This window comes from Stenotrophomonas riyadhensis (genome assembly GCF_040256885.1).
GTDB classification, from domain to species: domain Bacteria; phylum Pseudomonadota; class Gammaproteobacteria; order Xanthomonadales; family Xanthomonadaceae; genus Stenotrophomonas; species Stenotrophomonas riyadhensis.
Window position 1 is genome coordinate 1,786,191 of sequence record NZ_CP155568.1, and the last position, 24,040, is coordinate 1,810,230.

Genomic DNA, 24,040 nt, shown 5'->3' on the forward strand with positions numbered 1-24,040 from the left:
GAGTATCAACCTGGTCGGCCGTTGGCCGGCCCCTGCAGAAGAGAGAGCTATGTCCCGGTCCCTTGGTACGCTGACCATCGACGTAATCGCCGAGGTCGGCGGCTTCGCGTCCGGCCTGGACAAGTCCGAGCGCCGGGCGGAGAAGTGGCGCAAGAAGGTCGAGGCCGAGGCGAAACTGGCCGGCCTTGCACTGGGTACTGCGATCGCCGCGGCAGTGGTGATGATCGGGCGTAACACCATCGCGGCCGAGCGCGAGGTGGCACAGCTCGACGCCATCATTCGGTCCACCGGTGGCGCGGCCGGCTACACCCGTCAGCAGCTGCTGGACATGGCTGACACGCTCTCGAGCAAGTCCACGTTCAGTGGCGGCGAGATCGTTGAGGCACAGACGCGGCTGCTGTCCTATTCGGGAATTCTGGCGTCAAACATCCCCCGCGCTATGCAGGCGGTCATTGACCAGTCGGCACGCCTCGGGATCAGCGTCAGCCAGTCGGCAGAGACCATCGGCCGGGCACTGGAATCGCCCAGCAAAGCCGCCGCCGCTCTCGCCCAGCAAGGCTTCGGTGCCGCCTTCACCAAGGAGGTGCGCGGCACGATCGACGAGCTGGTCAAGGCTGGCAAGGAAGGCGAGGCCCAGGTGATGATCCTGGAGATCCTCGAAGAGTCCTATGCTGGTGCAGCGCAGGCGGCGCGTGACACCTTCGGCGGCGCGCTGCAGGCGCTGGGCAATACCCTCAACGACATCACCACAGCGGGTGACGGAAGCCTGCGGGGCGCGACTGACGCGGTCAACACGCTGATCGAGACGCTGAACGATCCGGCCACGCGGGAGGGCTTCAACAATCTGATCTCTGGTGCAGTCGCCGCAATCGGAACGCTGGCGCAGTTCGCAGCCACGACCGGTAACGTGGCTAAGTTCGTGGCCGAAGAGCTGGCCGCCCGTTTCAACGGCCCGGACGCTACGGATGTGGTCCGCGTGCAGGAGCGTATTGAGCGGCTGCAGAAGACGATAGACGCGGTACAGAACAGCCGCGGTTCGCTCGGCCTGTCTATGCTCAATGCAAGCGAGCTGATTCCATCGGATCTTGTTTCTCGACCGGATACCGTGATCCAGCGCCTTCGCGGCGAGGTCGAGATGGAGCAGCGCAAGCTGGCTGAAGGCCAGCGCATGCTTGAGCAGGCGGCGAAGGCTTCCAGCGCCGCATCGTCGATCCCGAATGGGGTGACCGGAGACGCGGCTTCTCGCGCTGCTGCGGCCGCAGCCGCTGCGGACGCCGAGAACGCCAAGAAGCGGCTAGCGGGGCAGCAGCAGCTGCAGCGCGCCTATGAGTCAGCTTCGCTCCAGCTGAAACGGCAGATCGAGCTGTTCGACACCAGCGCGGACCGATCTGCCAAGGCCACCGAGCTGCAGCGCCTGAACTTTGAAATGGCGCAAGGGAGCCTGCAAGGCCTAAACGCTGCCGACCAAGAGCGCCTCCGCGCACTGGCCACCGAGATTGACCGGTTGGCCGGGGTCAAGTCAGCGAATGAGGAAGCGGCCAGGGCCACCGAGGCCTTCGTCAAGTTGAAGGACGAGCTGAACAGGAAAGACTCGCTCGGCGTCGACTTGGCGCGAGACCGTCTGAAGGTTCTGCAGGCTGCCGCTGCTGTAGGCGCCGCAAATGATCCAGAGTTCGCGAAGGTTGCCGGCAAGGCGATCGAGCAGGTCGGTGGTTCGATGGGAAGCGAGTATCGCGGGCCGGACGCGCTCTATGGCGGTGCCGGCGGCGAGTTCTCCAAGATCAACAAGGCGGTCGAGGAGGAGAACAAGCGGTATGCCGCACAACTGGAGGCCCTGGAGGAATACAGGAAGGCGCGCGCTGATCTGACTGATGAGTGGGACAACCAAGAGGCGGCGCTGGCGGTCACCCATCAGGCCAGGTTGAATGAGCTAGACAAGGCCCGATGGCAGGTCGGATTGACCGCTGCAGAGCAGGGATTGGCCGGTGTCGCGGGCGTCATGCGTGCAGGCTTCGGCGAGCAGTCCGGTATCTACCGGGCCGCATTCGCAATCAGTAAGGCGTTCTCCGTCGCGAAGGCAGCGCTGGCTGCCAAGGATGCGGTCAGTTCGGCACTTTCAAGCGGCCTGCCGTTCCCTGCCAACCTCGCGGCGATGGCAGCCGCAGCTGCAGCGGTTGCCAACCTGGTAGGAGAGGTTTCGGCGGTTGGCATGGCCCACGACGGCATCGACAGCGTTCCCGAGACGGGGACCTGGCTGCTGCAGAAGGGTGAGCGGGTCACCACTGCAGCCACCAGCGCCAAGCTGGACGCAACCCTCGACCGCGTGTCCCGCGATTCGGCTGGCGGAGGCCGTGGCGACACCTTTGAGATGAATTTCAACGTGAACGGCTCTATCAGCGAGCGGGAACGGCTGATTCAGGAGCAGACAGTGCGTCGCGCGGTAGCCCTGGCGCGGCAGGATCGTGTGGCGGACACCACATCCGGCACCGGTCCCCAATCACGCGCGATGCGATCGAACTGGAATATCAGAAGGAAGGTCGGGTAATGGCTCTTATCATGCAGCCAAAGTGGTTGCCCGAACCGCTGCGCGAGGGCTATGGGCTGCGCCACGTATCTCCGCAGATGCGGTCCACCTTCGTAAGCGGGCGATCCCTGCCGCGGCGGGCCTACACCGCGACCCCTAGCCAGACCGAGGTGCGATGGTTGTTGAATGACCAGCAGGCTGCCCTGTTCGAGAAGTGGTTCCAGGAGCAGCTGTTCGATGGCGTGTCCTGGTTTGCCTGCCGCCTTCGCAGCCCGCTGGGCATGGACTACTACAAGGCGCGTTTCACCGACATTTACGACGGTCCGACGTTGACCAACAGCAACCTGTGGATGTTCACCGCGCAGCTGGAACTGTATCTCCGGCCGCTGCTGGCTGATGGTTGGTCTGAGTACCCGGAAGGCTTCCTGCAGGCCAATGTGATCGACCTGACCGCAAACAGGGAGTGGCCCCAGCCATGAGCATCCTTGAACGGCTGTATGCGTCCGGTGGCAGCGAGATCGAGCACGAGACGCTGGCCATCACCGTCGGTGGCGAAACCCACTACCTGACCAAGGGGTGGGAGGACCTGACTGCAGTGCTGGAAACTGGCCAGACGGTGACCTTCAAGGCCTGCGGCATGGACGTGGCAAAGCCGGCCTGCAACGCCGACGGCGTGCAGGATCTGCGCTTCGCCCTCACCAACATTGATGGCGTGGTGAGCACAAAGATCCGCGCCGCGCTGGCCGCGAGGCAGGAGATGACCGTAACGCTGCGGGTCTACCTGAGCAGCGATCTGCTGGCGCCAATCAAGCGCCCGCTCTCGATGGTCATCAAGGGTGGACAGTGGTCGTCTACCGAGGTCCAGATAACGGCCGGTTTCATGAACATCCTCGACACGGCTTGGCCGCGCGATCGCTTCAACCTATCCAAACACCCCGGACTGCGCTACATCTCATGACGATCAATCTTGAAAAGTACCTGGACGTGGTCTGGGTCAGCGGCGGCCGAGTGTTCCCCGAACTGGACTGCTATGGCGTGGTCAACGAGGTGCGGCGGGACCTTGGGTTGCCGGCGTGGGATGAACACTCTGGGGCCACCCGAGACGATCTGCCCGAGCTGGCTCAGAAGGCGGTTCTGCAGCGCGCCGGAAGCGACCTGGTGGAGGGCGCCGTGGCGTTCTGCTACGAGGGCAGCATGGTGACCCACGTTGCGGTGCTGATAGAGGTAGACGGCCGCATGTGCACGTTGGAATGTAACGACGGTCGCAACGTGACGGTCCTGCCTGTGGCGCGCTTCGAGCGCCGCTTCAACCGAGTGGAGTACTACGCGTGATCCGGGTGTTTCCTTCCCGCATGCCAGGTGAAGCGCTGGAAACCCACCAGCATGGCCGGATGACGGTGGATGGCTGGCTGCGGGCGAATGTACGCGGATACACCGGAGAGGGTGAGCAGCCGATCGAGCTGGAGGTGGACGGCGCACCGGTTGCGCTAGAGGCTTGGGCAGCCACCTGGATTGACCATGGCAGCGACGTGCGCATCTACCCGGTCCCTCATTACGAGGGCATTGCCGCGGTGATCTACTGGGTTGTGGTTGCGGTGGTGGCTGCGTATGCCATCTACATGGCCAACAATCTGCCTGGTAGTCGAAACGGGCAGGGCGACAGCCTCAGCCTCGACACGGCTCGGGCGAACACCGCGCGGCTCGGGAGCCCGGTGCGCGAGGTTCTGGGGCGATGCCGCGTTTGGGCCGACTATCTGGTCCAGCCGGTGTCCCGCTTCGTAGGCGAGAAGTCCTATCGAACCCACATGTTCGTGTGCGTGGGCAAGGGGCGGCACATCATCCCGGTGGGTTCGGCCCGGCTGGGGAATACGCCTATCAGCTCGTTCGGCAGCGACGTGCAGATGACCATCTACCCACCGGGAACCGATGTCGGCGGCGACGTGCGCTCCGAGAACTGGGTGAACTCCACCGAGGTCGGGGCGACGGCCTCCGGCACGGCCGGCCTGGATCTGGGCGACACGGCAGACGTGTCTACGGGCATCAACGCAGATTCGGTGACGGTATCGGGGAACGTGATCACCCTGAACAATGCGACCGTCACCGACGCGAACGGTAACGAGCGACCGACCAGCTCCGTGCCCAGCAGTTGGGTTGTTGGCGCCGTGCTCACGCTCAAGGTTGCGGCATCCTTCACCGCAACCACCAGCGGCCTTTACTCGATCATCGCCGGCAGTGCTGTGGCGGAACTGGCGCCCTACGTGGGCATGCCGGTGCTACTGACCTACAACGGGGCCGACTACGCACTGTTCGTGGCCAGCTACGTTCCTGGCTCGCCGGCAGTGCCCGGTGTCGGTGGCAGCGCTGCCCGTGTGACGGGATCCGCCGCCGCAAGCAACTTCGACTTCAGCGGTTCTCCGGTCACCTTCGGGATCAGCTGGCGGGGAACCACCTACAGCGTTGCGCTGGTGGCCAACTACATCACCCTCGGTGTGCTGCTGACCGCCATCAACGACCAGTTGGTGGATAGCGGCTTGGTGGCGACCCAGTCCGGCGGTGTGGTCACGATTGCGGAGGCGGCCAGCCCGTTTGCTGGTGGGAACATCACCTACAGCGGACTGCCGGCCTCGGTCTTCGGCGGCAGCCCAATATCCACGGCGGGCGTGGCCACGAGCGGTGGAACACCTGCGACGCAGCCCCGTGTGACGTTGGCCTATGACGGCCCGACCGGTACTGCTTTCGGCGGTCTGCCACCCGGTGTGGTGTCGCTGGCAATGTCGCGCGGCCAAAGCGACTATCGAATTGCGGCCGTGTCCGGGCTCACCTTGGTCGTGGAGCGGCTGACTGAGGCGGGAGTGGTCGACACGAGCTGGCCGGGCTGGACCAGCCGGACGGCCACTGACTACAGCGCCACTGGCTTCCAAGAGGGCGAGGAGTGGCTGGGGCCCTTCCTGGTGTGCCCGAACGGCGAAACCACGGATGCGTTCGAGTATGACTTCAACTTCCCCGGCGGCCTCATCTGGTACACCAGCAAGGGCAACAAACGCACGTTCACGGTCAGCATCCGCGTTGGGTATCGGGTGTATGGCTCGGGCGGTCCCTGGACGGTTCGAACGCACACGTACACCGGCTACTCCGAAGATGCCGTGGGCTTCACTGAGCGCATCACCCTCGGCGTCCCTGGGCAGGTCGAGGTGCGGGTCAGGCGGGTGACCGAGCGCGGAGGCAACTCGGCACGGGACGCGTGCTACTGGCAAGGCCTTCGCGCCCGTCTGTCGCAGCGACCGACTCGCTACGACGACCTGACGACCATCGGCCTGACGGTGACTACCGGTACGAAGCTGGCAGCGCAGACTGACCGCCGGTTCAATGTGGAGGCCACACGGCTGTACGACCAGGGAACTGCACGCAGTATCAGCGGCGCCATGATCCACGTCATGCGGTCCCTTGGCCTGCCGGCGGACCAGATCGATACGGATACGCTACAGCACCTGGAGGACACCTACTGGACCCCGCGAGGCGAGTTCTTCGACTTCAGCGCGGAGAAGTCCGGCACCAGCGCACTGGACATGCTGCAGATGGCGGCGCAGGCGGGGATGGGTTACTTCCTGCTGATCGATTCGATGTGTTCGGCTGGCCGCGAAGGGGTGAAGGCGTGGCGAGGCGGGATCTCGCCGCAGCGTCAGCTTGAGCCGCTCAGCACGTCGTTCATTTCGCCGGGGCCGGACGACTATGACGGCGTGGACGTGACCTACATCGATGAGGTGAGCTGGGCGCCAGAGACGGTGGAGTGCCGGTTGCCTGGCGTCACCGAGCCCCGGAAGGTCGAGTCCTATGAGCTTCAAGGGGTAGGGACGCGCGATCGTGCATACCGCATCGGCATGCGGCGCCTGATGAAACACCAAGGCCAGCGCCTGACCTACAAGACCAAGACCGAGATGATGGGCCTGGTCTACCAGCACGGGGACCGGGTGAAGCTGTTCGATGACATACCCGGGTCGAGCACCACCAGCACCATGATCGAGTCGGCCAGGCTGGACGGCACCCGCCTCCTGATCGAGGTGGGCGAGTACCTGGATTGGAGCCTGCCGGCGCCGCGGTGCCTTGTCCGATTCCAGGACGGAACACTGTCGAACGTGATCGTGCCCACACGGGTGGACGACCACCGATTGACCATCGCGGCCTCGGCGCTGCCGGGCGAGCACGCCTTCAACACCTGGATCATGGACGACCCGACGATTGACCCGCCGGAGCTGATCTTCTGCGACAGCACGCGCGCTGGGTATGACGCCGTTCTGGCCGAACTCACGCCCAGCGAGGACGGCTCCGTTGAGCTGACCGCGCTGCAGTACGACCCCGCCTTCTACCAATACGACGACGCGATTGCGCCGTAGCGCCACTGGAGACACACCCAGATGACCAGATACAACACCGGCAACCCGGTAGGGTCCAGCTCACCGCTGGACTTGTACGACAACGCCGAAAATCTTGACGCCGGTATCAATGGCCAAGCGCGAACCTGGAATGATCGCCGAGGCCAGGTCCGTAAAAGCTGGAATGGTATCGAGGCCGATTTCCAGCAGTTTCTGGCAGATGGAAGCACCATCGAGTTCCCAACCTGGGCGGCCGCGAGCGCGGCGGCGACAGCAGGACAGATCCCCGTCGACCGGCAGGTTGCTGTCATCGGCGATAGTGGCACGCATACCGATCCGGTCAGCGGGCTTGATGTTCCCAACGAAGGCCGGTACGTGATGACCTCGGCCGGCCTTCAATGGCGGGCTGCGGACGTGCTCAGCCAGAAGGCAGACAAGTCTGCGGTCGCTGACGTCGCGGGCGTCCTGGTGTCGAGCATTCGCCGCGAATTCATCGAGGCGGACCAAGATCCACAAGGCAACGTCGCGTTCGCTGTCCACAGCGATGGAACGCGCGAATTCATCGGCACGAAGGTAGGAGGCTACAGGATCTGGAGGGACGGTGAAGAATCGGCTCTGATAACGGGTAGGGCCGACAATAGGGGCGTCTACCAGGAGTACGCACAGGATCTCACCGGAACTGCATTCGCCGATGCGCTGGAAATCGACATCGATAATCTGGGGCGGGTGGGACGTGTAAAGTGGAAGGAAGGGTCCGACGAAGTTGGAAACATGCGCGGACGCTACATGTCCGACTTTCGGATTTCAGGCATCAACGCCCGTGTCGTTACCTCTGATGGATATGGCACCGGCCCGGACACGCTGATGATCCTGTGCCATGGGAACTCCAAAAACTACACCTACGCTCCTAACGATGAATTCAAGGCTTGGGCGCGCGCCAATCGGGTGTCTTACGCGTCCATCAGCCTACAAGAGGGCGGTACTACTGGCTGGGGCAACGACCTTTCCAGAAACCGTGTGGTGGCCCTGTATCAATTCCTGATGGCGCGCTACAAGTTCCATCCTTCCGTCGTGCTGGCTGGGGATTCCATGGGGGGATTGGTGATGGGGCAGCTGGCGTACTACAAGCCGTTTCCCATCCGGTTCTGCCTCGGCATTGGGCCAGTACCATCGCTGAACTACATCTTCGCGAATGCACCGGCTCGAAAAGCGGCCATCCGCAGTGCGTTCGGGATGGCAGCCGATGGTTCGGATGACTCTCGCGTCGCGGAGTTCTTCAGCGGATACGACTGGTTCAACATGGGCATGAGCGCTGAAGCACCTCAGCGAAAGTTCGGCTTCCCACGAATGCACATCTATGCGGGCAATGGCGACTCCACCTACACCGTGGATTTTGGTGGGGACATCAATTATCCGATCCTGCGTGACTCCATCCGCGCGGCTGGAGGATTCTGCAACCTGACCGTCGTTCCTGGCGTAAGCCACGACAACGACGTGCTTTGGAACAACGTATTGGAAGACGGCGTCTTCCTCAAAGAAATTGGTTAACTGGAGAAGATAATGACCGCCATCATCCGTCGTTACGCGGCGCCTGCAGCCTTCAGCGATTCGCTGGTTCTTGACCTTGAACCGCTCATTGCCTATCCAGCAGGGGTGCTGGCTGAGTACCGCCTCAAAGTTTCGGAAGCCAAGTCGGCGATCCCTCGCCAGGGAGACTGGCCGGGCTTGGTGAGCACCGACAGCGGTGTGGAGGTGGCTTACGGGCCAGCGTCTGCCTCGGCTGCCGGCAAGCATCTGGCCATCTTGAATCGCCCCATGCCGACCGGTTCTCTCACCATGTTGGTCGTTTCCCGCCAGGTCGCTGGTGCAGGCTCTTCTCCCTACCAGTGGCTGGGCGGTGCGGCGGACTCGGCCAATGCAAGCTATGGGATGTACCGTGCCAATGGAACTCTCGCCACCGCCATGCGTGTGGGGGGATCGCATTACGCGACGATGCCCGCCGATGGCGGCGATCGGTTCGAGGCACTCTTCGGTGTCATCGATACGGGTGGACTGAAGGCGAAGATGTATCGGCCCCGCACAGGCACTGAGATCGTGGCTGATCTCCCTGGCGCCCCGCCGGCTGTTGCAGGTGCTGTCAGGGTTCTTGGTCACGCGCTTTATGCCGCTCCGGTCGAGGGCGCCTTGGTTGCATTCATCGCTGGGACACTTACCACTGCTCAGATGGACGCGATTTACGCATCTGCTAAGGCATCCCTTGCCGCAGGTGGAATCGACATCTGAGGTGCTGGTGCCTGGCGCAGGGGGAAGGCAATGCCGCCAGTTACCAGCATCAAGCAGTTCCTCGTGGTGGTTGCGCTGGTTATTCACCGCGCGGCTGATGCTGGAGGCCTCCATCACGCGTCGACAACGCCTCCTGCGGCCAGATGACGTCCATGTGCTACTCCGCCCAGATCACCGCCGCCTACCAGAAGCTGGTCAGGATGACCGGCGCCACGCTGTCGCTGCAGGAATTCGCCGCGCTCTATGCTCACGACCCGGGCAAGAAGCGGCCCAAGACCCCGAAGGCGATGGACGACGCCTTCCGCGCCGGCTCCAGCCCGGAGGAGCTGGCAGTGTGGGCTGAGGTGGAGCAGTGGAAACGGGCCGAGGCCGCGGTGCTTGAGCAGGAGCTGTTCGCCAACCGCAAGCGTCTGGCCGATGCCGAGCGGGCGCTGCAGGTGAAGGAGACCAAGAAGGCCCGGGAGGACGTGCGGATCGCCGGCAACAAGATCGATCGCGCTCTGGCGAAGCTCGCCGACCTGAAGCGCACCGAGCCGAAGGACCGCGATAGCCGCATCTTCCCCGGCGTCTATGCCCCGGTGATCGTCTCCGAGGGCGGCAAGCTGGTGATCAGGCCCATGCGCTATCAATGCCGGCTCGCCGGGAAGCCGGCCAACTACGACCAGCGCTACCCGGGGACCTACAATGCCCGCCGCGACCACCTGGAGAACTTCTGGGCACCGGCCTTCGGCCATACCCACGGCCTGCTGGTGGTGGACACGTTCTACGAGAACGTCGAGGGGCCGGACGGCAAGAACCAGGTGGTGCAGTTCACGCCGCGCACCGGTGAACCGATGCTGGTGGCATGCCTGTGGTCGCACTGGGCGGACCCCGCGGGGAAAGAACCCGACCTCCTGTCGTTCGCCGCCATCACCGATGACCCGGAGCCGGAGGTGGCTGCCGCCGGCCATGACCGAACGATCATCAACATCAAGCCCGAGCACGTCGATGCCTGGCTGAACCCGGACCCGGCCGACCTGGCCGCGCTGTACCGGATCTTTGACGACAAGCGGCATCCGTTCTACGAGCACAAGCTGGCCGCGTAGGGAGAACCCTGAACGTCAGTGGGTGGATGCCCGATAGTGCCCAGCCGCCGGCGCTGGCATCCTGACCATGCCGGATCCGGGGCCGCAGGCAGCTCAACCCGGGGGCGCTTGAGCAGCGCCGCGCCGGTTCTACGCAGTGGTTCAGCTCCCTTGGACTTCGCCGATTTGCTCGGTAAGAACTGTTAGAGATTGCTGGAAGGCAGCGGCGAAGAGATCCCCGCCACTATCCCTATGCTTGGCCGCTATGCTTGGAAGGAGCTCACTCCATGCATGAGAGAGATTCTCAGGCTCTGGGTGGGTTAGTACACACATTCGAAGTGCGTACTCCATCGCCTTGAGGTAGCCGCGGTGCATTTCCAGTCCGGCCTCGCAGGCTTGGAGGCGGTCTAGGATTTCATTGATCTCGGCGCTCATGATGGTCTCGACAGGCAGGGCGGGGAAGGCGATAGTTCGCGGACGTCTAGACGAGCCCGCTATGAGCATCCTCAACGTTCTGATCAGCCGTGACCAGCTTGTCGTTGCAGTGGATACGCTTGCCGAGGATGCGCTGACTGGCGCCTACTCTGCTGGTGCTAAGGTGCTCCTGATACCTCAGCACAACGTGCTGCTGGCCACGAGAGGTGGAGCCCAGTTCTTCCTGAAGATCTACGAGCTGGCTCTGCAGGCGAGCTTCCGGGCCGACTTCTCCATCGAGCAGCTTTCTGCCGAGATGGGGCCTGTAATGGACCAACTGTGGTTGAACTATGAGAAGGCGGCCGCAGAGGCTGACCTGCCTATCGAACAGCTGGGGACCGAGATTGTCTTGGGCGGTTGGTCGCCTAGAAACGGCAGGATGATGGCCACGGTCTACGCCAAGAGCGACAGTCGGCAGGCTACGGCAGTGCAGCCGATCGGTGGCCAGTTCGCGTCACCAGGTGATCCACTCAAGGGCGTGGCGCCGAGCATGCTGCAGGCCGACCTGATGGCTGCCGGACGGCTCCAGACGAGCTACCTCAATGAGCAGATGGGCCGGCAAGTCGCCGGCGGCCGTCTGCTGATCGGGTTCCTTCAGCAGGGGCAGGCGGTCGTGAAGGATCTGGGACCGATCTGACGATCTGGGCTAGGGAACTGGACGAATCGGCCGCACATGGCCGGAGGGTAGCCCGGCCGGCCGTGGCTGGGGCGTGTAGAGCCAGAGCGAACTGTGACGCCTGTCCGGTGCCCTATACGTGGTCCTTACGGTAGCGGTTCTACGCTCGGACTCCCCATGGAGGCCGGAGAGAGACATGCCCAACAGGGCTGTTGTATTTGTCAGCGAAGCGGTCGGCGATCTGACTACGGCCCACCTGTCCAAGATCATGGCGGACGCAGAGCGATTCAATCGCACTGCCGGGGTTACCGGGGTCACGTTGTTTGATGGACAGAGGTTCCTCGCTTACATGGAGGGGCCGCCCGACGGCCTGGATGTGGCCTTCTCCAGAGCAGCGGGCGCCACCAGCCATTCAAGCCTGATCGAGATTGCGCGGGGGCGGGTCGGGCAGCGCAGGCTTCCCTACTGGCCGATGCGTTGCATCCCCCTGTCGCCGCCGGAGCTGGTGCAGCTGGTGCGGGCCGATTGGACTTCCTTCCTGCAGCGGGGAGGCGATCAAGCTGGCCAATCCACCGCCATGGAAATGCTGGTGGCACTGGTCGAACCATTCGCCGAGGCTGCCTGAGCAGCGCGGAGTCAGCACAGAGTCGAGTCAGGCTCGACTCTCCCCGAACGATTCAGCCAGGTCGCCGCCGCGTTCGCAGGATCTGCGACGGCCGGCCGTATCCTTCCGGCCATGCTTCCCTCGCACGGCTACCAAGGCTTCCGCACCGCTCCCGTTCCCTCTGGCTGGGTCCAGATGGGGGAGAGCTGGGTGTTGTGGTGGAGCGGTAGGCAGATCGCCAACATCAGATGCGGCAAGGATGGCGCTGTGCGCGTGCGTCTGGATGCCCGAAAGATGTGGCAGATCAAGGAAGTTCCGGCCGCCAGCATCGCCCAGGGCAAGCGCTACGCCGAGCGCTGGTGCGCTGCCAGGCTCTACCCAGAGATGCGTCTGCGCGCCGCCGTGGCTCGGCTGCTGGATGCCGCGCCCGTCGAGCCGCTCGAACCGCTGCCCGGCCTACCGCTGACCCGCGAGCAGCAGCAACAGGCCCAGCGCCTGGCTGAGGCTGGCGCGAAGGAGATCGAGCGGATCAAGGAAGCGTTGGAACCGCGCCGACCGCCGAAGGAGACCAATCCCCGCCCGAAGGACGCCCGCAAGGCGTGGACGAGGGCAGGGCTGCAGCAGATGCGCCGTTTATAGATGTGCGAGGTCGTCGGCTAGGACCATGCCATTCATCTCTCGTACTGTTAAGATCGCGTCAGGACTGGGGGCAAGCGTGCTCACCGCATCGTCCATTGCAAGATTTCTCAGGGGATGAGATGAAGTTCAAAACTGCGATTCGTTGGTATGACGTAGCTTCGTGTGGATATTACAAGCATGGCGATCCATCAGCGCCAGTTTTTGGTGATTTGGACTATCTGATGAGTGAGCTGGTTTTTTTCTCAAAGAAGAAAAAGCTGGCGGACACTCAAATGCTCAGTGATCCCAATTCTCTGAAGACCTACATCGCGGGGATTGCGGAGAAGGATGGAATATATGCAATTGTTCTCTGGAATCAAGTTCAGGGTGACGGAAAGTCAGTAAATTCATTGCCCGCCGATGCATTGGTTGGCGAGGCGAAGGCTGAAAAAAGTAGGGTAAAGAAAGGGAATATTCCGGGTTTCCCTACATACTTTTTGGTTATCCCAAGCAGGGGTGTGGTTGGCACGCTTCGAATTGTCGACAATGTCCCGGGCCTTGACGCGTTCCGGCGCTACTGTGCGCTTTTCCTTGAAAATGCTTCCCGAGGAGTCGTTACGGAGCTCATTGGATCCGAGGTGGTAGTGGAGGGATATCGCGCTACGAAGAAGGATCCCGTGCAAGCTCTGCATCCCCGTCTGGTGCTGCAGGTTAAGCGTGATAAGACGCGCGCTCAATATATCCGAGACAATGCTGATAAGGTGCGAAAAGTTGTTCGTGTTCGGACGCTGGATGTGGCGAAGAACCCGAGTGACTTCACGGCCTGGCAACATTTCCTGAAGCTGGTTGGGCTATCATCGAATCACGCAAGTCGCTCTGAAATGCGTGTGAAAAATGAGGTTGACGTTAATAATGACGAGAAGGCGATCATCAAGCTTGTTGATGATAATGAGCACTTGGTCGTCGCAAAGGAAAATGATTTCGGATTCGTTTTTTCTGGGTCTGCGGAGCCGCATTGGCTGAGTAGTGCTATATGTGGCGCGTCCCAAGAGCTGGATGTGGAGGGTGTCAATGGCGTCTATTCTGCATCCAGTATCGCCAATGGCGCTGCGCAAAGGAAGGCGGCGTTGCTGAGTACGATTAAATGAGGCTTGGGTTATGGAGCGTAAGCGCGTTCTGAAATGGATAGCAATTGGCGCTTGTGTGTCGGTGGCGGTGCCGGGGTTTTGGTTCGGAAGAAATATCGCATTTGCTACGCAGTGGCCCATTTTCGAAGGGCTCCGTACTACCGCGTCCATCGTGTTCGCAGTAGTTGGGGCCTGGATGGCAATTGCATATCCAGAGCGGCTCAAGTTGACGCTCCGAGGTGAGGCTAGTTCTGCAGGTCCAGCTCAGCGCATGGACACCCTCTTAACCCCTATTTCGCACTCAACCATCATCCTTGCGATCATTCTTTTGGCGGGCCTTGTGGCTCCCGTTGCAAAGTCTTTTGCCTGGGTGTTGCAGCATAAGGAGATTTTTCGGGGTCTTTCATTTGCGCTAGTGTCGACATTGACTCTCTGGCAGGTATGCATCGTTCTCTTAACCTTGGATCCGGCGGACAAGGTTAAGCAGGCTGAGGATATGGTTCGTGCAAAGCAGCGCAGGCTTGAAGGGGTATTCGGCAATACTCAATCAAAGGAGTAGCTGAGCTCTATACTTCGGCTTGGCCGTCTCGCAGGCCGTTCAGGTAATCGGCCCAGACCTGCATCATCCGCACGCGCTCCTGCAGGTGCGATGTGCGGTTGTAGGCCCGGCCGTTCGGATCCTTCACCGCATGCGCCAGCTGGTGCTCAATGATGTCTGGGCGGAAGTGGAGGACTTCGTCCAGGATGGTGCGAGCCGTGGCGCGGAAGCCATGGCCAGTCATCATCGTGCGGTCGTAACCCATGTTGCGCAGCGCTGCGGTAACGGCGTTCTCCGACATCGGGCGTTTGGGATCGCGGGCGCCAGAGAACACCCACTTGTGCCGGCCGGTGATCGGCTTGATGTCCTCCAAGATCTGCAGCGCCTGCCTGGACAGCGGCACCAGGTGTGCAGCACGCATCTTCATCTTGCTGGCGGGGATGGTCCACACGGCGGCGTCGAGGTCGAATTCCTCCCATTCCGCATGCCGCAGTTCGCCAGGTCGCAGGAACACCAGCGGTGCCAGCCGCAGCGCCGAGCGGGTGATGGCAGAGCCGCTGTATGCCTCGATGGAGCGCAGCAGGCCACCCAACTGCACGGGGTCGGTAATCGCCGCATGGTGGGCCTCCTTCGGCGGTGCCAAGGCACCCTTCAGATCGGCGACGGGATTGCGCTCGGCGCGGCCTGTGGCCACGGCGTATCGCATGATCTGGCCGCAGTTCTGCATGATTCGGTGCGCGGACTCGATCGCTCCGCGGTCCTCGATGCGCCGGGCTACCCGGAGGAAGTCCGGTGCGGTGAGGTCAGCTACCGAACGCGACCCGATCCACGGGCATACATCGTTCTTCATCCAGGCTTCGACCTTCTCCGCATAGCTGGGCACCCAGGGACGCGTGGCCAGCCACTCGTTGGCGATGGCCTCGAAGCTGTCCGAGCCGAGGGCGGAGTGGGCGAGGGCAGCAGCCTTCTTCTGCGCGCCAGGGTCGACGCCTCGGGCCAGCAGGCGTCGGGCTTCGTCGCGGGCCTCGCGGGCGCGAGCCAACGAGACATCCGGGTAAAGGCCGATCGACAGCAGCTTCTCCTTGCCGGCGATGCGGTACTTCCAGCGCCAGCTGCGCGCGCCGGTCGGGGTGAGGTAGAGGTACAGGCCGCCGCCGTCGGTGATCTTCTGCGGCTTGTCGCTGGGCTTGGCGCGCCTGATGGCTGCGTCGGTCAGAGGCATTGGGGGTATCGCTTCAGTGGGTGCGGTCGGATACCCCCTGATATACCCCCACCGTCTCATGGATTGAAATGGATTGCCCCGGTCTGCTGCGGACAATAAAAAAGCCCGGAAACCCTTGTGATGCGGGGGTTTCCGGGCTTCTCCGGTCCTTGACGAACCGTTCGTTGGTGGAGGTGGGCGGAATTGAACCGCCGTCCGAAGGCACTCCATCCCCAGCACTACATGCTTAGCTCACCGTTGGGTCTCGTCCCCGAACAGCACGGTGCGCAAAGCGCATCCGGGAACCAGCCTGTTGTGTTCTAGTGCCGGACTGACAGGCAGCCACCCAGCGCGATTCCATGATAGTGACTCTACACCGCGAGCATGGACACAAGCGGTTTCGAGGCTTAGGCCTTAAGCGGCCAGAGCGTAGTTGTCGTCGTTGGCAACTAGAGTTTTGCAGCTGGATTTACGAGGAAAGCTACCCCCTCGGCATGCGCCAGGCGACTTCACAACCCCCGTCGAAACCAATGCACCCCCGGTTTCTTCAAGCATTGCAAGGCTTTGGGGCCAATGCCGTCATAAAAGCTGACACTGACCCTGCCCAACGAGACGGATCTTACGGCAATCTTCCTGAACAGTCACGCGGGTGAGCGTCCGGCTCCCAGCTGATTGGCACGTTGCGATTCCTTGGGGCGCCGTGCTCGAATTTCCGGATACCACTCCACGGGGGGCTCATGGCCATTTCCGTCAGCCCCGGCAACTGGGGACAGTATCGGATCGGGCAAGAGGTGCGCGGTGGCATGCTGTCGGCTGAATCGTCCTGGTACATCCAGCCACACGCAGATCGGGCGGCGAAGGCCCTCGCGGCGGCGTTTCCGGCAACAGGTCCTGCATTAGGGCTGCAGGCCGATCTGTTGTTGAAGGCAGTGGCATCGGTCTGTGCTCAAGACGGGCCGCAATAGCGCCAAACGCTGAAGCGGGCCGGCGTAGGTGCGATCAGGCTTGATAGCATCCAGATTCCTGAAGTGGAGCCAGTGGAAGGACGCCATGACGCTTGACGTTGCAGTAACAGATGAACCCAGCGACGAAGCGCTGGAGGTGATTGGCACTGGCTTGGATCAGTTCAATGTTGACGCTGCGGGTTACGCCGATCGGCGCACACTGGCGGTGCTGGTCACCGATCCGGCCAGTGGCGAGGTGGTAGGGGGCCTTACCGGGCGAACCTCACTGGGCCTGTGGTTCGTGGATCTGTTCCATCTGCCAGCGGCCCATCGCGGCAACGGGCTGGGTTCGCGTGTGCTGAAGGCCGCAGAGGATGAAGCGCGGCGTCGCGGTTGCCGTTCCGGCGTGCTGTACACCCTCAGCTTCCAGGCGCCCGACTTCTATGTGAAGCATGGATGGGTCGTGTTCGGCCGTGTGCCATGCGATCCGGTCGGCACATGCAGGGTGTTCCTCAGCAAGGATCTGTCGGCGGGGTGAGCGCTGCGGGCGAGCCGCGCGTCCTGTCAATCCGCAACTTGTTGTAGAGCGTCTGTCATAGCGGATTGCTAACTTCGTGGGCACGAATTTGCGACACACTGGCGACGACCATCCGGGCCAGGACAGACACGGAGACTGTGGGTGACCGATGCAAGCCAACAACGCAGTCTGCGACAGCTGATCGGGCCGGTCGGTGCCGACTACCAGCGGCGTGCGCTGCCGCCCGGCTGGGTCTGGGCGGTGCTGGCGGTGCTGCTGGCGGCCACGTGGCTGACCGAGCTGCCGGCCACCGCCGCCGCCGCGTTGGTGGCCAGCGCGGTGGTGGTGCATTGGTCGCAGCGCGGCCGCATCCATTGGCTGGGGTGGCGCCTGCCGGGTCTGGCGGTGCTGGCGGCCCTGCTATGGGGGCCGGAAGTGCTGTCGCAGTGGTTCGAGCACGGATTGGCCGTGGTCCTGATGTCGCTGGCCAGTCTCAGTATCGGTGTGCACGTCTGGCAGTCGCGGCAGATGGCCCGACAGCTGCAGGGCGCGGCGGATTCGCTGGATGACGCCCAGTTGCTGGCGCTGCTGCCGGCCGATGCGGCCGAACTGGCCCGGAAGTGGCGGGCGGGCGATGACCGTTATGCGCCGGAACTGGCGGTGGTGATGCACCTGGCAGTGATGCACGCGGCGCTGGCGCCGCGGATGCGCAGGCAGGGCATGCTGGCGGGGTGACCTGCCTTTTGTAGCGTCGAGCCATGCTCGACTTTGGCGCTCTACAAATACCGCAAAGCAGTCGAGCATGGCTCGACTCTACATGGTCGTGTGCAGCCGCCTTATGCGTCGCGGTTCCCGCGACGCATCACACGCTGTTTCTCGATCGCCCAGTCGCGGTCCTTGGCGGCATCGCGCTTGTCGTGGGTCTGCTTGCCCTTGGCCAGCGCGACTTCGAGCTTGATCTTGTTCTTGCTCCAGTACATCGCCGTCGGCACGATCGTATAGCCATCGCGCTCGACCTTGCCGACCAGCTTGTCGATCTCGCTCCGGTGCAGCAGCAGTTTGCGCTCGCGCCGGTCATTGGCCACCACGTGGGTGGAGGCCTGGATCAACGGGGTGATCTGCGCGCCGATCAGGAAGATCTCGCCGTGCTTCACATAGGCGTAGGCGTCGATGATGTTGCCGCGGCCAGCACGGATCGACTTCACCTCCCAGCCCTGCAGGGCCAGGCCGGCCTCGAAGCGCTCTTCGATGTGGTATTCGTGGCGGGCACGCTTGTTCAACGCGATGGTTTTGTTGGCCGTCGCGCTCTTTGCTTTATCCTTGCCGCTGTTCTTGCTCATTTCCGTATTGTCTCCGATTCGGGCCCGCCCGGTCGATTGCCGAAACGTCCTGTATTCATGCCTACTATCCGCCGCAGCGCCCTGGTCGAACATTCGGCCGCGCGCATGTTCGACCTGGTCAACGACGTCCAGGCCTATCCGCGCCGCTTCCGCTGGTGCTCGGCTGCCCAGATCCTGGAGCAGGGCGAGGACCGCCTGGTGGCGCGCCTGGACCTGGGCCTGGGTTCGTTCAGCACCTGGTTCCAGACCGAGAACACCCTGCAGCGCCCGCACAGCATCGATATGCAGCTGCGCGATGGCCCTTTCAAGCAGTTGCACGGTCGCTGGGAATTCCATGCGCTGGCCGAAGATGCCTGCAAGGTCACCCTCACCCTGGAATTCGAACCCAGCTCGCGCCTGCTCGGTCCGGCCCTGGCGATCGGCTTCCAGGGATTGGCCGATCGGATGGTCAATGATTTCGTCCGCGTCGCCGACGAGGCCTGAGCGATGATCGAGGTCGAGGTGGTGCTGGCCTGGCCGCAGCGGGTGCTGTCGTGCAGGCTGCAGCTGGACGAGGGCGCGACCGTGGCCGATGCCATTGCTGCTGCCGCGCTGGACGGCACTGCCGACTGCCCGGCGGTGGCCGTGCATGGCGTATTGGCACGTCCGCAGCAGGCCTTGTTGGATGGCGACCGTATCGAACTGCTACGCCCGTTGCTGGCCGACCCCAAGGATAACCGCCGGCGACGCGCGCTCGGCGGTTGATTCCCGCGACCCGTCCGCGAGGACGGGCAGGGGGCCTCAGCGGCCCTTCTTCTTCTTGTCCTTCGGCAGGTTGCGGCCGAACTGGCGCACGGTCTGCTGGGCCAGGGCCTTGTCGTTGCCCGGGAAATAATCGCCTTCCCAGCGGGTCACGTTGTCATTGTCGAAGAACACGGTGAAGTTCTTCACCTCGGTACGGCCCAGGCGGTTCACGCGCTGGCTGGAGGTGTAGTCCCAGCGCTGGGCGTGGAACGGGTCTGGAATGGACGGGGTGCCCAGCAGCGCAGTGACCTGCTGCTTGCTCTGCCCGACCTGCAGCTTGGCCACGGCATCTTCCCGGATCAGGTTGCCCTGATAGATGGGTTGCTTGTAGATGATGCCGCACCCGGTGGTGGACAGGGCGACGGCGGCGACCAACAGGAGATTGCGCATCGGGACTGGCGGTTGGGGAAATCAAACCGATGATACACTCCCGGCGTGCCACCGCGACCCAATCCGAGGCAGCTGGCGCTAAATCGCCAATGAACGGAGACCTATGGAAACCCACGACCTGCGTAAAGTCGGCCTGAAGGTGACCCATCCGCGGATGCGGATCCTGGCGCTGCTCGAGCAGCGCAATGCCCAGCACCACATGACCGCCGAAGACATCTACCGCCAGCTGCTGGAGCACGGCGACGAGATCGGCCTGGCCACGGTGTACCGGGTGCTGACCCAGTTCGAGGCTGCCGGCCTCGTGCTCAAGCACAATTTCGAAGGCGGCCAGGCCGTCTACGAGCTGGACCGTGGCGGCCACCACGACCACATGGTCGACGTGGACAGCGGCAAGATCATCGAGTTCGAAAGCCACGAGATCGAAGAGCTGCAGCGCAAGATCGCGGCCGACCACGGCTACGAGCTGGAAGAGCACTCGCTGGTGCTGTACGTGCGCAAGAAGCGCAAGTAAGCCGTTCCAGCCAGCTGGATGCGACGAAACCCCGGGCTTGCCCGGGGTTTTTCATTGGCTGGGGTCAGAGCCCTTTCCCCTGGGAAAGGGCTCTGACCCCAGGGGTTTCGGATGCGCCCAGCAACACCTCCAGATCCACCGCCTCGGCCATCGCCCGGTTGCCCGCATCGCCCGGGTGCAGGTGGTCGCCTGAATCGTAGGCGGCAGCCATCCGTGACGGGTCGGACGGGTCACGCAGCGCCGCATCCAGGTCGATCACCGCATCGAACGGGCTGTCGCTGCGCAGCCAGGCATTGAGCTGTTGGCGCAGTGCTTCCTTCTCCGGCTGGTAGTAGTCGTCCAGCGGCGTGCCGGGCAGGGCGCCAGCGAACGGCGTCAGGGTGGCACCCAGGATGCGTAGACCCCGCCGATGGGCCAGTTCGGCCAGGGCGCGATAGCCGGTCTGCAGCTCGGCCAGGCTGGGCCGGGGTTGCGCGCGGGCAAAGGCGGTGCCGGGCCAGCTGATGTCGTTGATGCCGATCAGCACGATCATGCTGTCCACGCCGGGCTGATCCAGTGCGTCGCGCTGCAGGCGGGCCAGAACCGACTCGCCCATGCCGTCGCGCAGCAGGCGGTTGCCGGAGATGCCGGCGTTGACCACGGCTACACCGCGCGGAGCCAGGCGTACGGCCAGGTGGTCGGTCCAGCGCTGGTCCTGATCGAGGCTGGCGGTGGCGCCATCGGTAATCGAGTCGCCGATCACCGCCACGCTGCGTGCGCTGTGGGCGGCCTCGACCTCGATCCCGGTCAGCAACAGGCGGGTGGTAGTGGAACTGGCCCCCTGCAGGTCGCGTGCCCGGGTCTGGTCAGCGCCGGCGATCCAGCTGGTCTGGCGGCCCTCCCAATGGAAGGTCTGCAGTGGCGTCGGCCTCGGCACAAAGACACTGACCTGCAACGCCTGGCGGTCTTCCGTGGCCAGTGGCAGCGGATCGCTCAGCCGTTCCTGACCGGGCTCGATCGATACGCCGGGCTGGCCGTCGAAACTGAGCGGCTGCGGGGTGGCACCCGCGTGTGCGGCCACGCTGGCCGCCCCGATCCGCAGCGGCTGGGTGCCGTAGGTATTGCTCAGCCGCACCCGCAGCCGGGGCCCGCCCAGGCTGATGCGCGCGGTCTGCCGGAACGTCTGGTCCTGCAGCGTGGCCGGGACCAGGGTCGGGAACAGGAATTCGGCGCCCCAGACAGGTTGCGGGCTGGCCTGCCAGCTGGCGACCCAGTGCGGGGCCGGGGCGGCGCTGGCTGCGCTGGACAGGACGATCAATGCGGTGGTGGTGAGCTGGTTGAAGCGGTTCATCGGGCAATCCCGGGAGGAGGGAGCGCCATGGTGATTTCCCGCTCATCTGTGAACTAGACTGCGCATGGATAATCATCTATGAATCGGATTCATCATCATGGCGCGGCCTGACATCAACCGATCCGGCGAACTGGAAGTGTTCGTGCGGGTGATCGAGACCGGTGGCTTCTCCGCCGCCGCACGCACCCTGGACATGACGCCATCAGCGGTGAGCAAGCTGGTGGCCCGGCTGGAGCAGCGGCTGGGTACGCGCCTGCTGCAACGCTCCACCCGCCAGCTGCAGCTGACCCCGGAAGGCTGCGCGTTCTACGAGCGCGGCCTGCGCGTGCTGGCCGACCTGGAAGAGGCCGAGCGCTGTGCCAGCGCCCATGCCGAGCCGCGCGGACGGCTGCGGGTCAACTCCAACGTGCCGTTCGGCCAGCACTTCCTGTTGCCGCTGCTGCCGGCATTCCTGGAGCGCAATCCGCAGGTGGGGGTGGATCTGACCTTGAACGACGAGGTGATCGACCTGCTTGAGCAGCGCACCGATGTGGCGGTGCGGGCCGGCCCGCTGAAGAGCTCCAGCCTGGTGGCGCGACGGCTGGGCGCGACGCGGATGATGATCGTGGCCGCGCCGGCCTATGCGCAGCGGCACGGCCTGCCACGCAACGCCGAGGAGCTGCAGTCGCACAACCGTCTGGACATCGGCCATGCACGGGCGATGCAGGGCTGGCCGCTGTTGCAGGACGGTCGCGAACGCATGTTGCTGCCCAGTGGCAATGCCCGCGCCAGCAACGGCAACGCGCTGCGCCAGCTGGTGCTGGGCGGGCTGGGCATGGCGCGGCTGGCGACCTACCAGGTGCAGGAGGACATCGCTGCCGGACGCCTGTTGCCGGTGCTGGAGGAGGCCAACCCCGGTGACCTGGAAGAGGTGCACGCGGTGTTCCTGGGACAGGGTGGCTATCTGCCGCTGCGGGTGCGCGCCTTCCTCGATTTCCTGGTGGAGAACGTCGATCTGACGCAGCCACGGGGGTAGTGCCGGCCGCTGGCCGGCAACCTCACGATCTTCGCCGACCCGCATCGGGTTGCCGGCCAGCGGCGCGGCACTACCGCGCGGAAGCCGGGCCCATGTTCGGCTCGGGCGGCGTCAGACCTGCAGCAGCTTGCGGGCGGCGGCGCGCGCTTCCTTGCTTACTTCCACGCCGCCGAGCATGCGCGCCAGTTCTTCCTCGCGTGCCTTGCTGTCCAGCTTCTCCACTGCGCTCTGGGTCATGCCGTCCACCGGCGCCTTGCTGACCCGGTAGTGGGCATGGCCCTTGGAGGCGACCTGCGGCAGGTGGGTCACGCACAGCACCTGGCGCTTCTCGCCCAGCGCGCGCAGCTTCTGGCCGACGATGTCCGCCACCGCGCCGCCGATGCCGGAGTCGACTTCGTCGAACACCATGGTCGGTACTGCATCCAGGTCCAGCGCGGCCACTTCGATGGCCAGCGAGATGCGCGACAGTTCGCCGCCCGAGGCGACCTTGCGCAGGGCGCGCGGCGGCTGGCCGGCGTTGGCCGCGACCAGGAATTCCACGCGTTCGGCACCCTGCGGATCGGGCTTGCCGGCGTCCTGTGGCTCCAGCTCGATCAGGAACTGGCCGCCGCCCATGCCGAGCTCGGCGATGATGCCGGTGGTGGTGGCCGACAGTTCGGCAGCGGCGCTGCGACGGCTGGCGGTCAGCACCTCGGCCTGTACGCGCCAGGCGGCGGCGGCCTTGTCGATCTCGCCGGCCAGGCGCTGCAAGCGTTCGTCGGCGCCGCGCAGCTGTTCCACTTCGGCATGCATGCGCTCGCGCTGCGCGCCCAGCTCGTCCATCGGCACGCGGTGCTTGCGGGCCAGGTCATGCAGGCGGCCGAGGTGACGCTCGTTCTCCTCGAACTGCTCCGGGTCGGCATCAAGGTCGTCGTGCACCCGGTCCAGCAGCGACAGGGCTTCGTGCAGCTGGATCGAGGCATTCTCGATCAGGCCGTCCACCTCGCCCAGGCGCGGGTCATGTTCGATCAGGCGCGACAGCTCGTGGCGCACCTGCTGCAGCAGGTCCAGCGCGGAACTGCCGTCGTCGCCGTTGAGCTGGTTGCTGGCCGCCTGGCAGGCGCTCAGCAGGGCGCTGGCATGGGCCTGGCGGCGGTGGCTGGCGCCGAGCGCGGCGATCGACTCCGGTTCCAGGTCCTCGCGGTCCAGTTCGCGCAGCTGGTGCTCCAGGAAGCCGATCCGGTCACTCACGTCGCCCTGTTGCGACAGCGCCAGTGATTCGTCGACCAGGGCCTGCCAGGCCGCAGCGGCGCGGCGCACCTGGCGGCGTTCGTCCTCGTTGCCGGCGTAGGCGTCGAGCAGGGCCAGCTGCGACGGCCGTGCCAGCAGGGCCTGCTGTTCGTGCTGGCCGTGGATCTCCACCAGCAGCGAGGCCAGGTCGCCCAGCTGGGCCAGGGTCACCGGGCGGCCATTGATCCACGCCCGCGAACCGCCATCGGCGCGGATCACGCGGCGCAGCTGGCACTGTTCCTCGTCGTCCAGCTCGTTGTCGGCCAGCCACTGGCGCGCGGCCTGCAGCTGGTCCAGCGCGAATTCGGCGGAAAGCTCGGCGCGCGCGGCGCCATGGCGGACCACGCCGCTGTCGGCGCGCAGGCCGGACAGGAAGCCCAGCGCGTCGACCATCAGCGACTTGCCGGCGCCGGTCTCGCCTGAAACCACGGTCATGCCTGGCCCGAACTCCAGTTCGGTGGCGCGGACGACGGCGAAATCCTTGATCGAAAGATGTCTGAGCATGGGTAAGGGGGTATCAGC

At 64.1% G+C, this 24,040-nt stretch carries 26 protein-coding genes and 1 other RNA gene; 20 read left to right on the forward strand and 7 right to left on the reverse strand.

All coding sequences use genetic code 11. The features are described from left to right. The first annotated feature begins 49 nt into the window (after positions 1-49). The 8 genes from SriyCCGPB3_RS08535 (at position 50) to SriyCCGPB3_RS08570 (ending at position 10,262) form a co-directional block, all read left to right on the forward strand. Positions 50-2,545: a phage tail length tape measure family protein gene (locus SriyCCGPB3_RS08535; protein WP_350260113.1), complete on the forward strand. Its 2,496-nt coding sequence runs from the start codon at positions 50-52 to the stop codon at positions 2,543-2,545. Continuing rightward, positions 2,545-3,003 (forward strand): hypothetical protein, encoded by a 459-nt coding sequence (locus SriyCCGPB3_RS08540; protein WP_350260114.1) that lies wholly within the window; start codon positions 2,545-2,547, stop codon positions 3,001-3,003. The genes SriyCCGPB3_RS08535 and SriyCCGPB3_RS08540 overlap by 1 nt, the downstream gene beginning before the upstream one ends. Then, on the forward strand, positions 3,000-3,482 hold the full coding sequence (locus SriyCCGPB3_RS08545) for a DUF1833 family protein (protein ID WP_350260115.1): 483 nt from the start codon (positions 3,000-3,002) through the stop codon (positions 3,480-3,482). Before SriyCCGPB3_RS08540 ends, SriyCCGPB3_RS08545 begins: the two co-directional genes overlap by 4 nt. After that, positions 3,479-3,856: a hypothetical protein gene (locus tag SriyCCGPB3_RS08550; RefSeq protein WP_350260116.1), complete on the forward strand. Its 378-nt coding sequence runs from the start codon at positions 3,479-3,481 to the stop codon at positions 3,854-3,856. The genes SriyCCGPB3_RS08545 and SriyCCGPB3_RS08550 overlap by 4 nt, the downstream gene beginning before the upstream one ends. After that, a complete protein-coding gene (locus SriyCCGPB3_RS08555; protein ID WP_350260117.1) occupies positions 3,853-6,915 on the forward strand; it encodes a host specificity factor TipJ family phage tail protein in 3,063 nt (1,020 codons plus the stop codon). Before SriyCCGPB3_RS08550 ends, SriyCCGPB3_RS08555 begins: the two co-directional genes overlap by 4 nt. A 21-nt stretch (positions 6,916-6,936) precedes the next feature. Continuing rightward, positions 6,937-8,442, forward strand: coding sequence for a hypothetical protein (locus tag SriyCCGPB3_RS08560; protein ID WP_350260118.1), 1,506 nt, complete (start codon positions 6,937-6,939; stop codon positions 8,440-8,442). A gap of 12 nt (positions 8,443-8,454) precedes the next feature. Then, positions 8,455-9,177 carry a hypothetical protein gene (locus tag SriyCCGPB3_RS08565; protein ID WP_350260119.1) on the forward strand — a complete coding sequence of 241 codons (723 nt, stop codon included), beginning with the start codon at positions 8,455-8,457 and terminating at the stop codon, positions 9,175-9,177. Positions 9,178-9,329: 152 nt separating this feature from the next. Then, entirely contained in the window at positions 9,330-10,262 is a 933-nt protein-coding gene (locus SriyCCGPB3_RS08570) for an SOS response-associated peptidase family protein (RefSeq protein ID WP_350260120.1), read from the forward strand. A gap of 141 nt (positions 10,263-10,403) precedes the next feature. Here SriyCCGPB3_RS08570 and SriyCCGPB3_RS08575 read toward each other — a convergent pair whose 3' ends face one another. Continuing rightward, positions 10,404-10,676, reverse strand: coding sequence for a hypothetical protein (locus SriyCCGPB3_RS08575; protein ID WP_350260121.1), 273 nt, complete (start codon positions 10,674-10,676; stop codon positions 10,404-10,406). Positions 10,677-10,737: 61 nt separating this feature from the next. On the opposite strand from SriyCCGPB3_RS08575, the gene SriyCCGPB3_RS08580 reads away from it, so the two are divergent. The 5 genes from SriyCCGPB3_RS08580 to SriyCCGPB3_RS08600 all read left to right on the forward strand — a co-directional run bounded on the left by SriyCCGPB3_RS08580 (position 10,738) and on the right by SriyCCGPB3_RS08600 (position 14,239). Then, positions 10,738-11,352, forward strand: a complete 615-nt coding sequence (locus tag SriyCCGPB3_RS08580) for a hypothetical protein (RefSeq protein WP_350260122.1) — start codon at positions 10,738-10,740, stop codon at positions 11,350-11,352. A 175-nt stretch (positions 11,353-11,527) separates the two neighbouring features. Next, on the forward strand, positions 11,528-11,956 hold the full coding sequence (locus tag SriyCCGPB3_RS08585; protein ID WP_350260123.1) for a BLUF domain-containing protein: 429 nt from the start codon (positions 11,528-11,530) through the stop codon (positions 11,954-11,956). 111 nt (positions 11,957-12,067) lie between these two features. Then, a complete protein-coding gene (locus tag SriyCCGPB3_RS08590; RefSeq protein ID WP_350260124.1) occupies positions 12,068-12,574 on the forward strand; it encodes a hypothetical protein in 507 nt (168 codons plus the stop codon). A 119-nt stretch (positions 12,575-12,693) separates the two neighbouring features. After that, the gene (locus SriyCCGPB3_RS08595) at positions 12,694-13,701 is read left to right on the forward strand and encodes a hypothetical protein (protein WP_350260125.1); all 1,008 of its coding nucleotides are present in this window, start codon (positions 12,694-12,696) and stop codon (positions 13,699-13,701) included. 10 nt (positions 13,702-13,711) lie between these two features. Further along, complete coding sequence (locus SriyCCGPB3_RS08600; RefSeq protein WP_350260126.1) at positions 13,712-14,239, forward strand: hypothetical protein; 528 nt, start codon at positions 13,712-13,714, stop codon at positions 14,237-14,239. Between the two features lie 7 nt (positions 14,240-14,246). Here SriyCCGPB3_RS08600 and SriyCCGPB3_RS08605 read toward each other — a convergent pair whose 3' ends face one another. Then, positions 14,247-15,500: a tyrosine-type recombinase/integrase gene (locus SriyCCGPB3_RS08605; RefSeq protein ID WP_350260127.1), complete on the reverse strand. Its 1,254-nt coding sequence runs from the start codon at positions 15,498-15,500 to the stop codon at positions 14,247-14,249. Between the two features lie 105 nt (positions 15,501-15,605). After that, positions 15,606-15,959, reverse strand: a transfer-messenger RNA (tmRNA) gene (ssrA, locus tag SriyCCGPB3_RS08610). Between the two features lie 197 nt (positions 15,960-16,156). Here ssrA and SriyCCGPB3_RS08615 point away from each other — a divergent pair. The 3 genes from SriyCCGPB3_RS08615 to SriyCCGPB3_RS08625 all read left to right on the forward strand — a co-directional run bounded on the left by SriyCCGPB3_RS08615 (position 16,157) and on the right by SriyCCGPB3_RS08625 (position 17,615). Further along, a complete protein-coding gene (locus SriyCCGPB3_RS08615; RefSeq protein ID WP_350260128.1) occupies positions 16,157-16,384 on the forward strand; it encodes a hypothetical protein in 228 nt (75 codons plus the stop codon). Between the two features lie 85 nt (positions 16,385-16,469). Further along, the gene (locus tag SriyCCGPB3_RS08620) at positions 16,470-16,901 is read left to right on the forward strand and encodes a GNAT family N-acetyltransferase (RefSeq protein WP_049462621.1); all 432 of its coding nucleotides are present in this window, start codon (positions 16,470-16,472) and stop codon (positions 16,899-16,901) included. Between the two features lie 141 nt (positions 16,902-17,042). After that, positions 17,043-17,615, forward strand: a complete 573-nt coding sequence (locus tag SriyCCGPB3_RS08625; RefSeq protein ID WP_164162780.1) for a hypothetical protein — start codon at positions 17,043-17,045, stop codon at positions 17,613-17,615. A 101-nt stretch (positions 17,616-17,716) separates the two neighbouring features. Here SriyCCGPB3_RS08625 and smpB read toward each other — a convergent pair whose 3' ends face one another. Then, positions 17,717-18,220 carry an SsrA-binding protein SmpB gene (gene smpB, locus SriyCCGPB3_RS08630; RefSeq protein ID WP_005409231.1) on the reverse strand — a complete coding sequence of 168 codons (504 nt, stop codon included), beginning with the start codon at positions 18,218-18,220 and terminating at the stop codon, positions 17,717-17,719. A 57-nt stretch (positions 18,221-18,277) separates the two neighbouring features. Here smpB and SriyCCGPB3_RS08635 point away from each other — a divergent pair, with 57 nt between their 5' ends. Next, a complete protein-coding gene (locus tag SriyCCGPB3_RS08635; RefSeq protein ID WP_087922269.1) occupies positions 18,278-18,703 on the forward strand; it encodes a type II toxin-antitoxin system RatA family toxin in 426 nt (141 codons plus the stop codon). Positions 18,704-18,706: 3 nt separating this feature from the next. Beyond that, complete coding sequence (locus SriyCCGPB3_RS08640) at positions 18,707-18,964, forward strand: RnfH family protein (RefSeq protein WP_110711986.1); 258 nt, start codon at positions 18,707-18,709, stop codon at positions 18,962-18,964. Positions 18,965-19,000: 36 nt separating this feature from the next. Here SriyCCGPB3_RS08640 and SriyCCGPB3_RS08645 read toward each other — a convergent pair whose 3' ends face one another. Beyond that, a complete protein-coding gene (locus SriyCCGPB3_RS08645; protein ID WP_010484453.1) occupies positions 19,001-19,393 on the reverse strand; it encodes an outer membrane protein assembly factor BamE in 393 nt (130 codons plus the stop codon). A gap of 103 nt (positions 19,394-19,496) precedes the next feature. On the opposite strand from SriyCCGPB3_RS08645, the gene fur reads away from it, so the two are divergent. Next, positions 19,497-19,904 carry a ferric iron uptake transcriptional regulator gene (gene fur / locus SriyCCGPB3_RS08650; RefSeq protein ID WP_005409235.1) on the forward strand — a complete coding sequence of 136 codons (408 nt, stop codon included), beginning with the start codon at positions 19,497-19,499 and terminating at the stop codon, positions 19,902-19,904. Positions 19,905-19,968: 64 nt separating this feature from the next. On the opposite strand, the gene SriyCCGPB3_RS08655 is transcribed toward fur, so the two are convergent. Beyond that, positions 19,969-21,234, reverse strand: coding sequence for an SGNH/GDSL hydrolase family protein (locus SriyCCGPB3_RS08655; protein ID WP_350260129.1), 1,266 nt, complete (start codon positions 21,232-21,234; stop codon positions 19,969-19,971). Positions 21,235-21,331: 97 nt separating this feature from the next. Here SriyCCGPB3_RS08655 and SriyCCGPB3_RS08660 point away from each other — a divergent pair, with 97 nt between their 5' ends. Beyond that, positions 21,332-22,249 carry a LysR family transcriptional regulator gene (locus SriyCCGPB3_RS08660; RefSeq protein WP_180847159.1) on the forward strand — a complete coding sequence of 306 codons (918 nt, stop codon included), beginning with the start codon at positions 21,332-21,334 and terminating at the stop codon, positions 22,247-22,249. 111 nt (positions 22,250-22,360) lie between these two features. On the opposite strand, the gene recN is transcribed toward SriyCCGPB3_RS08660, so the two are convergent. Next, positions 22,361-24,022, reverse strand: coding sequence for a DNA repair protein RecN (gene recN, locus SriyCCGPB3_RS08665; RefSeq protein WP_350260130.1), 1,662 nt, complete (start codon positions 24,020-24,022; stop codon positions 22,361-22,363). Between the last annotated feature and the right edge of the window lie 18 nt (positions 24,023-24,040).